This is a genomic window from Paraburkholderia oxyphila NBRC 105797 (genome assembly GCF_000685075.1).
GTDB classification, from domain to species: Bacteria; Pseudomonadota; Gammaproteobacteria; order Burkholderiales; family Burkholderiaceae; genus Paraburkholderia; species Paraburkholderia oxyphila.
Map to the genome: position 1 here is coordinate 1 of NZ_BAYD01000185.1, position 11,144 is coordinate 11,144.

The 11,144-nt window shown below is 65.5% G+C and carries 12 protein-coding genes; 11 read left to right on the top strand and 1 reads right to left on the bottom strand.

Annotated elements, in window-relative coordinates:
• Nucleotides 1–32: 32 nt before the first annotated feature.
• Nucleotides 33–1,106 carry a porin gene (locus BO1_RS46815; RefSeq protein WP_028223473.1) on the bottom strand — a complete coding sequence of 358 codons (1,074 nt, stop codon included), beginning with the start codon at nucleotides 1,104–1,106 and terminating at the stop codon, nucleotides 33–35.
• A 443-nt stretch (nucleotides 1,107–1,549) separates the two neighbouring features.
• On the opposite strand from BO1_RS46815, the gene BO1_RS46820 reads away from it, so the two are divergent.
• The 11 genes from BO1_RS46820 to BO1_RS46870 all read left to right on the top strand — a co-directional run.
• Complete coding sequence (locus tag BO1_RS46820) at nucleotides 1,550–1,864, top strand: non-heme iron oxygenase ferredoxin subunit (protein ID WP_028223474.1); 315 nt, start codon at nucleotides 1,550–1,552, stop codon at nucleotides 1,862–1,864.
• Nucleotide 1,865: 1 nt separating this feature from the next.
• Nucleotides 1,866–2,177, top strand: coding sequence for a recombinase-like helix-turn-helix domain-containing protein (locus BO1_RS46825; RefSeq protein WP_028223475.1), 312 nt, complete (start codon nucleotides 1,866–1,868; stop codon nucleotides 2,175–2,177).
• A gap of 53 nt (nucleotides 2,178–2,230) precedes the next feature.
• Nucleotides 2,231–3,316: an aromatic ring-hydroxylating dioxygenase subunit alpha gene (locus BO1_RS46830; protein ID WP_028223476.1), complete on the top strand. Its 1,086-nt coding sequence runs from the start codon at nucleotides 2,231–2,233 to the stop codon at nucleotides 3,314–3,316.
• A complete protein-coding gene (locus tag BO1_RS46835) occupies nucleotides 3,309–4,085 on the top strand; it encodes an SDR family oxidoreductase (RefSeq protein WP_028223477.1) in 777 nt (258 codons plus the stop codon). The genes BO1_RS46830 and BO1_RS46835 overlap by 8 nt, the downstream gene beginning before the upstream one ends.
• Before the next feature lie 46 nt (nucleotides 4,086–4,131).
• Nucleotides 4,132–4,668: a cupin domain-containing protein gene (locus BO1_RS46840; RefSeq protein WP_028223478.1), complete on the top strand. Its 537-nt coding sequence runs from the start codon at nucleotides 4,132–4,134 to the stop codon at nucleotides 4,666–4,668.
• A 51-nt stretch (nucleotides 4,669–4,719) separates the two neighbouring features.
• Entirely contained in the window at nucleotides 4,720–5,610 is an 891-nt protein-coding gene (locus BO1_RS46845; protein WP_043289106.1) for an alpha/beta fold hydrolase, read from the top strand.
• Between the two features lie 19 nt (nucleotides 5,611–5,629).
• A complete protein-coding gene (locus BO1_RS46850) occupies nucleotides 5,630–6,526 on the top strand; it encodes an IclR family transcriptional regulator (protein WP_028223480.1) in 897 nt (298 codons plus the stop codon).
• On the top strand, nucleotides 6,523–7,350 hold the full coding sequence (locus tag BO1_RS46855) for an SDR family oxidoreductase (protein WP_028223481.1): 828 nt from the start codon (nucleotides 6,523–6,525) through the stop codon (nucleotides 7,348–7,350). Before BO1_RS46850 ends, BO1_RS46855 begins: the two co-directional genes overlap by 4 nt.
• The gene (locus BO1_RS46860; protein WP_028223482.1) at nucleotides 7,343–9,001 is read left to right on the top strand and encodes a thiamine pyrophosphate-binding protein; all 1,659 of its coding nucleotides are present in this window, start codon (nucleotides 7,343–7,345) and stop codon (nucleotides 8,999–9,001) included. Before BO1_RS46855 ends, BO1_RS46860 begins: the two co-directional genes overlap by 8 nt.
• Nucleotides 8,994–9,827, top strand: coding sequence for an aspartate dehydrogenase (locus tag BO1_RS46865; protein ID WP_028223483.1), 834 nt, complete (start codon nucleotides 8,994–8,996; stop codon nucleotides 9,825–9,827). The genes BO1_RS46860 and BO1_RS46865 overlap by 8 nt, the downstream gene beginning before the upstream one ends.
• An 81-nt stretch (nucleotides 9,828–9,908) precedes the next feature.
• On the top strand, nucleotides 9,909–11,144 hold a 1,236-nt coding region (locus tag BO1_RS46870; protein WP_028223484.1), incomplete at its 3' end, for an aldehyde dehydrogenase family protein.

The following is an 11,144-nucleotide window of genomic DNA, read 5'->3' on the forward strand; positions in this document are numbered from 1 at the left end:
AAGTTAAGGCCAACGCCTTTAGCCTAAAGCACTCAGAACGAGTGATGAATCCCCGTAAGCACGATAGCCTGATTGCGTCCGCTGGACACGCCCGCCGTGAAAAAGGCCGCCTGCGCACTCGAATTCGCGTGCTCATAAAGCGCATTCACATAAACCTGCGTACGCTTCGAAAGCGAATACACGTCGCCGATCATCACCTGGCTCCAGCGCCGGCCCTCGAGCGTCGAGGTTGCCGCACCGCCCACCACGCTGTTGAACGCCGTGACCTGGTAGTTCGCGCCGGCATCGTAGCTCTGGAACGTATCGGACTGGCCGCCGGACTCCAGCTTCGTGCGCGTATACAGCCCGTGCAAAAGCACCTTGCCAAACGAATACGACGCGCCAATACCCATGTTCTCCACTTTGTCGGCCAGATAGGTAGCCGCAGGCTGGTCCTGGAACGTCGTGATACCCGTAGTCGCGATCGACACCGTCCGGTCATGCTCGTTCGACCACGTGGCGCCAGCCTTGAATGGACCATTCCCATAACTGAGCGAAAAGCTCATCGTGCGGCCATCCGAAAAGTTCGTGGTATTGCCAAAACCGAACATCGCGCCCGCCGTGAAGCCATACCACGTGGGCGAGCGGTACTTCACCGAGTTGTTGTAGGGCACGACGCCGGTGTCCGCGAGTTCGTCGATATTGCCCGGATGGAAGGCATACCAGCTACCCGCGAGATACGCCGTGCTGAACGGGTCGAGCACGTCGAACGAAAACGGCGTCTGATGGCCGAGCGTGAGCGTGCCGAACTGGTCCGAGGCGAGACCCACGAACGCCTGACGGTTAAAAAGCGTATTGGCCACCGCCATCGCGCCCGTGTTGGTGTAGAAACCGTTTTCGAGCGTGAAGATCGCCTTGAGGCCGCCACCCAGATCTTCCTGGCCGCGCAGGCCCCAGCGGTCGGGCTGCGTATTGCCCTGCTCCTCCATCCACTTCGAATGGCCACCCACGTTGCTGATGTAGGCCACGCCCGCATCCAGACTGCCATATAGCGTGACGCTGCTCTGCGCCCATGCAGACGAGACGGCGCAGATTCCCGTCAACCCCGCGGCAATGAAGTGTTTCAACTTTGGACTCCTGATCGTATGACGAAATGCCGGCGTGATCGTCCGGCAGACCCAATCCCTCGGCGTTGCGCGGCGCGCTTCTAGCGGCGGCTCGCGTTCTTTGTTTGTTGTTCCATATATGGTATGACGTGCTGCGTATGGAACGTTTTGGGAAGTATAGTGACTCTAGCGCGACGCCAAAATACTTTTTTTGGACGGTAGTTCCCCCAGGTGCGCACACGCGGCGGTTGGCTCGATACGCGCGTAAGTGCCTGCACCGTAAGCGTTTTGGCAACTTTGGCGGTACGTCCGGTGGCGTTGTTCATGTCCCTTTCAAAGATGCGCTCGGTGTTTTCCCCAGGGGCAGCGGATTTCTATTTTCTCCCCGCCAGAACGTTTCTATAATGACCATACATAAACTAATGTTCCTTATATGGAACACGGTTGATCGGGAAAGGTGAGAAATGGCTGAAGAATGGCGCTGCGCCGGGCATGCCGGCGATCTGTCCGAAGACGCACCGCTCGAGTTCAAGCTCGACGGCACGGAAATCGGTATCTACAAGGTAGGCGACGAGCTCTACGCACTCGAAAACGTCTGCCCTCATGCATACGCGTTGCTGACGCAAGGCTTCGTCGATGGCGACACCGTCGAATGCCCGCTGCACGAAGCCGTATTTCATATCCCAACCGGGAAGTGTCTCAAGGAGCCTGGCGGCCGCGATCTGAAGACGTACGCGGTGCGACTCGCTGGTGAAGAAATCCAGATCAAGGTGGAATGACATGCGTGAAGTCCCCGTGAATTTCAATCCGTTGCTCAAGCCCTGGCTCGCGCCGCAACCGAACAACGTGGCCGGCAAGGGCGTGATCGAGCAGCCGGGCCAGACCGAAAACCTGGTCTGGCAAACGCGCAAGGCCGAGCCCACGCAATACGAGAACGATTTCGGCGACGCGCTCGAACAGGTGTTCGAAGCCGGCGCCACCGAGCTCGATGAAGTGGTGGCGGGCCTGAACCGCATCGGCTTTCGCACGCCAGAAGGCACGGCCTGGAGCGCCGAGCGCCTCACCGCCGAATTCCGTCTGCTCGCCGAATGAGCCCGCGTCCGGAAACACGGAACCACGGCAAACACTGAACACGGAGACCCCACATGACGTCCCCCACGCCCGAAGCCACCAGCAGCGCCGACCCGATTCGCGCCTACCTCGACCGCGGCATCAAGAACTACTGGTATCCCGTTGCGCCGAGCTGGCAAGTCGGCAACGCGCCCATCGGCATCACGCGCCTTGGCGAGCAGATCGTGCTGTGGCGCGATCAGGACGGCCAGGTCCACGCGCTCGAAGACCGCTGCCCGCACCGCGGCGCGCGTCTGTCGCTCGGCTGGAATCTCGGCAACCGCGTGGCGTGCTGGTATCACGGCATCGAAGTCGACGGCAGCGGCACCGTGCAGAACGTGCCGGCCGTTTCGGCCTGCCCGCTCGAAGGCACGAAGTGCGTGAAGTCGTATCCGGCGCAAGAGCATGCCGGTGCGGTCTTCCTCTGGTTCGGCGACGAAGCGCACAAGGAACCCGCGCCGCTGCAATTGCCCGAGGAGCTCGTGGGCGACGAATATGCGAGCTTCCTGTGCATGTCCAACTGGAAGTGCAATTACCAGTACGCCATCGACAACGTGATGGACCCGATGCACGGCGCCTACCTGCACGCGACCTCGCACTCGATGGCCGAAGGCGACAAGCAGGCCGACATGCGCGTGCGCAAGACCGAGAGCGGCCTGATGTTCGAGAAGGTCGGCCAACGCGACGTGAACTTCGACTGGGTCGAGCTGGGCGAAACCGGCTGCCTCTGGATGCGCCTCGCGATTCCGTACAAGAAGAAGTTCGGCCCGGGCGGCAACTTCGGCATCATCGGCTTCGCGGTGCCCGTTGACGAAGACAACTGCCAGGTCTACTTCTGGCGCACCCGCAAGGTGCAGGGCTGGCAGCGCGACGCGTGGCGCTTCATGTACCGCAACCGCCTCGAAGGCCTGCATTGGGACGTGCTCGAGCAAGACCGCTACGTGCTCGAAAGCATGGCGCCGAATGCACGCGATCACGAGTTCCTCTATCAGCACGACGTGGGTATGACGCGCGTGCGCCGCATGCTGCGCCAGCGTGCTCAACAGCACTTCGCCGAGCTCGACGCGCTGCGCGCCCAGCAGGGCGAGGCCGCGCAAGCCGCAGGGCACAGCCATGCATGACGCCCAGCTTGCGGCGCAGGCAACGCTTGCCGGCCGCCGCGTGATCGTCACGGGCGGCGCACGTGGACTGGGCGCGGCGTTCGTGAGCGCACTGGCCACGGCCGGCGCACGCGTCACCTTCGGCGACGTGCTGCACGAAGCGGGCGAGGCGCTCGCGAAGTCGCTCGCGGCCCAGGGTCACGACGTGGCGTTCGCGCCGCTCGACCTCGCGCAGCCCGAGAGCATTGCGGCATTCGTCGATGGCGCCGCGCAACGCATGGGCGGCGTGGATGCGCTCATCAACAACGCGGCCATCACGAACTCGGGCGGCAAGCTCGCGCAAGAGATCAGCGTGGCCACGTGGGACGCCGTGATGGACGTGAACGTGCGCGGCACCTGGCTCATGTGCGCGGCGGCGCAGCGCTGGCTGCGCGAGTCGGGCCGTGGCGCCATCGTCAACATCGCTTCGGATACCGCACTATGGGGCGCGCCCCGGCTGCTCGCCTACGTGGCCAGCAAGGGCGCCGTGATTGCGATGACGCATTCGCTCGCGCGCGAGTTCGGCGCGGACGGTATCACCGTCAACGCCATCGCGCCGGGCCTCACGGAAGTGGAAGCCACGGCCTACGTGCCGGCGGAACGCCACGCGTATTACCTCGAAGGGCGCGCCTTGCAGCGTGCCCAGGTGCCCGAGGATGTCTCGGGCCCGGTGTTGTTCCTCTTGTCCGACGCGGCGCGCTTCGTGACCGGACAACTGCTGCCGGTGAACGGCGGCTTCGTGATGAATTGATTTCGTGGAATTGAACATGAGTTCTCAGGAACCCAAGGAGAAAACGATGGCCGATGCCGATATCGAGTGCAAGTCGTGGGACCGTCCCGCCGACGCGAGCTTTGACGACTGGATGAACAGCCGCGTGGCGCGCTATGAAACGCGCCGCTACGACTGGGACGCGCTGAAGTTCCAGGCCGACTATGACCCGAAATACCGCCGCGCGCAGATGCGCTACGTGGGCACGGGCGGCACCGGCGTTGCGAAGGACACGAACACCGTGCCCGCGGGCGGCTTCACGTTCTCGACCATGGTGATCCCGGCCGGCAACATTGGCCCGAGCCACATTCATATGGACGTCGAGGAAATCTTCTTCGTGCTGCGCGGCAAGATGAAGGTGATCTGCGAGAAGGACGGCGAGACGTGGGAGGCCGTGCTCGGCGAACGCGACCTGATCTCGGTGCCGCCGGGCGTGTACCGCACGGAAATCAACATCGGCGAGGAAGACGCGCTGATGTGCGTGATGCTCGGCTCGCCCAAGCCAGTCACGCCGACTTATCCGCCGGATTCGCCGCTCGCGAAGATCAAGCGCGAAGCGAAGTAAAGCGACGCAATCAAGCCAACCACTCACGATTCCGCAACGGACCACCCAGTCATGAACGAAGCGATCGACACCGCCGTCTCATCAGCCGCCGCGCTCGAAACGCGTCTTGCGCGCTTTGCGCTGCGCGAGGCCCGGGCCGGCGAGGCGTGCGTGAGCTATCGCGAGGCAGCCGGCGAGAGCGGTAAAGAGGCACTGCCGCTCATGCTGCTGCATGGCATTGGCTCCGGCGCGGCTTCATGGGTGCAGCAGTTCGAAGCGCTGGGCGAAGGGTTGGTCAATACGCGCCGCGTGCTCGCGTGGGACGCGCCGGGATACGGCGCTTCCACGCCGGTCGCGAGCGCGTCGCCCGTTGCCGCCGACTATGCGCGCGTGCTGGCCGACTGGCTTGACGCGCTCGGTATCGAGCGCTGCGTGCTGGTGGGCCACTCGCTTGGTGCGATCATCGCGGGTGCATTCGCTGCAGCCCATCCGGTGCGCGTGAGCGGCTTGCTGCTGATTTCGCCCGCCGGAGGCTATGGCGCCGCCGATGCCGCCGTTCGCGAAGAAAAGCGCAATGCGCGCCTCGCGATGCTGGCCGAACTCGGCCCGCAGGGCCTGGCGGAAAAGCGCAGCGCGAACATGCTCTCGCCGTACGCGGACGCCGGCTCGCGCGCCTGGGTGCGCTGGAACATGTCGCGTGTCGTGCCGCACGGCTATGCCCAGGCCACGCATCTGCTCGCGAACGCCGACCTCGCTGCCGACCTCGCACGCTGCGTGGGCAAGGTGCCGATGGCCGTCGCGGTGGGCGCCGAAGACACGATCACGACGCCTGCGGCATGCGAGCGGCTTGCGCATATCGCACAGGCGCCGCTTCAGACCGTGCCGCGCGCGGGTCACGCAGGCTACATCGAACAGCCCGATGCATACAACGCGCTGATCGATGCTTTCTGTGCTGCATATTAAGTACTACGGAGCTTAGAGAATGACACCCGACGTCGCCAGCGCGTCCCCCGACGCCGACGCAGACCGCAACGACACGAGCTACCGCGTGCCGGGTCTGGAACGGGGCCTGCGCATTCTGACCGAATTCTCGCCGCGCGAGCCGGTGCTCGATGCGCCCGAATTGTCGCGGCGCCTTGGCATTCCGCGCACCACGGTGTTTCGTCTGCTGCAGACGCTCGAATCGCTCGGCTTTCTCGAGCGCGCCGACCGGGACCGCAACTATCGCCTGGGCGTGGCCGTGCTGCGCCTTGGCTTCGAATATCTGAGCTCGCTCGAGCTGACCGATCTCGGCCTGCCGCTGATCGAGGCGCTGCGCGACGCAACCGGCCTGACCACACACATCGTGATTCGTGACGGACGCGACATCGTGTTCGTCGCCAAGGCGCAGAGCCACGCGCCCATTTTCAGCTCGGTGAAGGTGAACGTCGGCACGCGCCTGCCCGCGCACGCCACGACGCACGGCCAGGTGCTGATGGGCGATTTCACGCTCGACGAATTGCGCGCGCTCTATCCGGAGCCGCGGCTCGAACGCTATACGCCCTCCACACCGGAAACGGTCGAGGCGCTTTACGAGCGCATTCGGGAGGACGCGGAGCGCGGCTACGCCGTGAGCGAATCGTCGTTCGAGCGCGGCATTTCGGTGGTCTCGGCGCCGGTGCGCAACGACACGGGCCGCATCGCCGCCGTGGTGACGACGACCATTCCGCGCCCCGGCATCGACGCGCAGCTACTCGACAGCGGCCTGATCGACAAGGTGCGCCATGCCGCCGACGAACTCTCGAAGCGTCTGAATTATCGGCCGCAACTCAGGCCGCAAACGGCTGCCCACGCAGCCGGCAGGAAATCGCCTTACATGAAGGCATTGGGGATCAAATGATTGAACTCGACTTGAGCGGCCAGGTTGCGGTGGTGACGGGCGGATCGTCCGGCATCGGCCTCGCCAGCGCCGACCTCTTTTTGCGCGCGGGCGCCTCGGTCGCGATCTGCGGCCGCGACGGCGACCGCCTCGCACGTGCGGAGCGCGAATTGCGCGAGCGCCATCCGCAGGCGCAGTTGCTTGCCGTGCGCTGCGACGTGCTCGACGCCGACGACGTGGCCGCCTTTGCGACCGCTGTCGAGCAGCGCTTCGGCCGCGCCGACATGCTCGTGAACAACGCGGGCCAGGGCCGCGTCTCGACCTTCGCCGATACCACCGACGAAGCCTGGCGCGAGGAACTGGACCTCAAGTATTTCAGCATCATCCGCCCGACACGCGCGTTCCTGCCGATGCTGCGCAACGCGGCAAAGCGGGGCAACGGCACGGGCAATGCCGCGATCGTCTGCGTGAACTCGCTGCTCGCGCTGCAGCCCGAGCCGCACATGGTGGCGACCTCGTCGGCGCGTGCGGGCGTGCTCAGCCTCATCAAGTCGCTCGCGGTGGAACTCGCGCCCGAGCACATTCGTGTGAACTCGATCCTGATCGGCATCGTGGAGTCGGGCCAATGGCGCCGCCGCTACGAGAACGACAGCGAGGCGCAAGCCGCCGGCCAGAGCTGGCAAGACTGGACGCGCGAGCTCGCACGCAAGAAGCACATTCCGCTCGGCCGCTTCGGCCGTCCCGAAGAAGCCGCACAGGCGCTGTTTTATCTGGCCACGTCCCTGTCGTCCTATACGACGGGCAGTCATATCGATGTATCTGGAGGCGTTGCACGTCATGTCTAATCAAACCACCGTCGGCGAACTGATCGCCGCCTTCCTCGAACAATGCGGAGTCCAAACCGCTTTCGGCGTGATCTCGATTCATAACATGCCGATCCTCGACGCCATCGGCTGTCGCGGCAAGATCCGCTATGTCGGTGCGCGCGGCGAAGCGGGCGCGGTCAACATGGCGGACGGGCTCGCGCGCGTCTCGGGCGGTCTCGGCGTGGCGTTCACGAGCACGGGCACGGCGGCGGGCAACGCAGCGGGCGCGATGGTCGAGGCCCTCACGGCTGGCACGGCGCTGCTGCACATCACCGGCCAGATCGAAACCGAATACCTGGATCAGGACCTCGCCTATATTCACGAGGCGCCCGATCAGCTCTCGATGCTCCAGTCGATCTCGAAGGCCGCGTTCCGCGTGCGCTCGGTCGAGACGGCGCTGCCGACGATCCGCGAAGCGGTGCGCGTGGCGCAAACCGCGCCGAGCGGCCCGGTGAGCGTGGAGATTCCCATCGACATTCAGGCCGCGCTGACCGACTGGCCCGCCGACCTGAGTGCGCCGCATCTGACGACCCTCACGCACGACGAAGCGCGCGTGGAGCAGCTCGCAAACGAACTCGCGAAGGCGAAGCGTCCGCTGCTGTGGCTCGGCGGTGGCACGCGCCATGCGCGCGCGGCTGTTGAGCGTCTCGTCGCGCTCGGCTTTGGCGTGGTGACGAGCGTGCAGGGCCGCGGCGTGCTGCCCGAAGATCATCCGGCCACGCTGGGCGCGTTCAACGTGAGCCCCTCGGTCGAGCGCTTCTACAAGACCTGCGACGCGATGCTCGTGGTCGGCTCGCGCCTGCGCGGCAATGAAACGCTCAAGTACAAGCTGGGTCTGCCGCAGCCGCTCTATCGCGTCGATGCCGACGCGCTCGCCGACAACCGCGGCTATCGCAACGCGCTGTTCGTGCACGGCGACGCCGCGCGTGTGCTCGATGCACTCGCCACGCGCCTCGAAAACCGCATCAAGGTCGATCCGCAATTCGCCGCCGATCTGGCTGAAGCGCGCGAGATCGCCGTGTCGGAAACGGCCAAGGGTCTCGGGCCGTATCGCCGCCTCGTGGAGTCGCTCCAACATGCCGTGGGCCGCGACTACAACTGGGTGCGCGACGTCACGATCTCGAACAGCACGTGGGGCAATCGCCTGCTGAAGATCTTCTCGCCGCGCGCGGGCGTGCATGCGCTCGGTGGCGGCATCGGCCAGGGCATGCAGATGGCGATTGGCGCCGCGCTCGCGAACGCCGCGGCGAAGACCGTGTGCCTCGTGGGCGACGGTGGCCTGATGGTCAACGTGGGCGAGCTCGCGACGGCCGTGCAGGAGAAGGCCAACGTCATGATCGTGCTGATGAACGACCAGTGCTACGGCGTGATCCGCAACATTCAGGACGCGCAGTACGGTGGCCGCCGCATGTTCGTGGATCTGCATCAGCCGGAGTTCTCGCAGTTCTGCGCGAGCCTCGGCCTCAAGCACTACCGCCTCTCGTCGCTCGACGACGCGGACGCCGTGATCCGCGAAGGCATCGCGTTCGACGGCCCGGTGCTGCTCGAAGTGGACATGAAGTCTGTGGGCAGCTTCGAGACCGCGTTCGCGGGCCCGCCGGTGCGCAAAGAGGAACCCCAACATGCATAACAGCCAGGCGAACGCCATGCCCCACGCACCTATCGACATCGCGATGATCGGCTTCGGCGCGATCGGTCAGACCGTGTATCGCGCGGTCGCGGCGGACCCGCTCGTGCACGTCTCGCACGTGATCGTGCCCGAGCAGCACGCTGCCGCCGTGCGCGCGCAGGTGGACGGCGCGGTGGAGGTGGTCTCGTCGGTGCACGCGCTAACGACCCGGCCGCAGTTCGCGCTCGAATGCGCGGGCCACGCGGCGCTCATCGATCACGTCGTGCCGCTGCTGCAAAGCGGCACCGATTGCGCGGTGGCCTCGATCGGCGCGCTCTCCGACGTCGATCTGCTCGAGCGTCTCTCGCTCGCCGCCGACGCAGGCGACGCCACGGTCACGCTGCTCTCCGGCGCGATTGGCGGGATCGACGCGCTTTCGGCAGCGAAGCTCGGCGGCCTCGACGAAGTGCTGTACACGGGCCGCAAGCCGCCGCTCGGCTGGCTCGAAACGCCGGCGGAAAAGGTCTGCGATCTGCGCACGCTCACGAAGGAGCAGGTGATCTTCGAGGGCAGCGCGCGCGAAGCGGCGCGGCTCTTTCCGAAGAACGCGAACGTGGCGGCCACCATCGCGCTGGCGGGCCTCGGCCTCGACCAGACGAAGGTGCGCCTGATTGCCGATCCGGCCGTCGAGCGCAACGTGCACCGCATCGTGGCGCGCGGCGCGTTCGGCGAGATGTCGCTGGAGATGTGCGGCAAGCCGCTGCCCGACAACCCGAAGACCTCGGCGCTCACCGCGTACAGCGCGATTCGCGCGCTGCGTAACCGGGCCGCGCGCTGCGTAATCTGACGAAGCGATTTTGAAGCGATCACCGGCGGTGTGCGTGCCTATACACCGCATCGCCGGCACTGAAACAAAGAGACCTCTGAAATGACTCCATTCGATACCAGCCTCGTTCCGAACGGCGATATTCTGATCGGCGGGGAATGGCGCCAGGGACGCGCCGCGCCCTTCGCGAGCATCTATCCCGCCGACCAGTCGGTGAACATGGAGGTCTCGACGGCAAGCGCCGAAGACGCCAGCGAGGCGGTCGAGAAAGCGCACGCCGCGTGGAAGCACGGTGAGTGGGCCGGCATGAAGCCGCATCTGCGCGCGCTCGTGCTCTACCGCATTGCCGACCTCATCATGCAGCGCCACGAAGCGCTCGCCCAGCTGCAGCGCCGCGACAACGGCAAGCCCATCGGCGAGACGCGCGTGCTGGTGGCGAGCGCCGCCAACACGTTCCGCTACTTCGCGGCCTGCCTCGAAACGCTCGACGACGAACTCACGCCCTCGCGCGGCGACTACATGACGATGAGCGTGCACGAGCCGATTGGCGTGATCGCAGCCATCACGCCGTGGAATTCGCCGATTGCCTCGGACGCGCAGAAGCTCGCACCCGCGCTCGCGGGCGGCAATGCGGTTGTGCTCAAGCCCGCCGAAGTCACGCCGCTCGTCTCGCTCGCGCTCGCGCGCATCTGCGAGGAAGCGGGCGTGCCCAAGGGCATCCTGAGCGTGCTGCCGGGCAAGGGCTCGGTGATTGGCGACGTGCTGGTGCGCCATCCGCTCGTGAAGAAGGTTTCGTTCACGGGCGGCACCGAAGTGGGCCGCGGCATTGCCCGCATCGCGGCGGAGAAGCTCATGCCCGTGTCGCTCGAACTGGGCGGCAAGTCGCCGACCATCGTGTTCGAGGACGCGGATCTCGATCACGCCGTGAACGGCGTGCTGTACGGCATCTTCAGCTCGTCGGGCGAGGCCTGCATCGCCGGGTCGCGGTTGTTCGTGCAGCGCTCGATTTACGACGCGTTCATGAAGCGGCTCGTGGAAGGCGCGCGCAAGCTGCGCGTGGGCGACCCGTCGCGGCCCGATACGCAGATGGGGCCGCTCATCACCGCGAAGCATCGCGAGTCGGTGGAGCGCTACGTGGCGATTGGTCTGGAAGAGGGCGGGCGCCTGCTGTGCGGCGGCGAGCGTCCCGTGGGCGACGATCGCGAAAACGGCTTCTTCTATCAGCCGACCATACTGGAAGGACTCCAGAACAGTGCGCGCATCTGCCAGGAAGAGATCTTCGGGCCGGTGCTGGTGGCGATGCCCTTCGACGACGAAGCCGCATTGATCGAAGAAGCC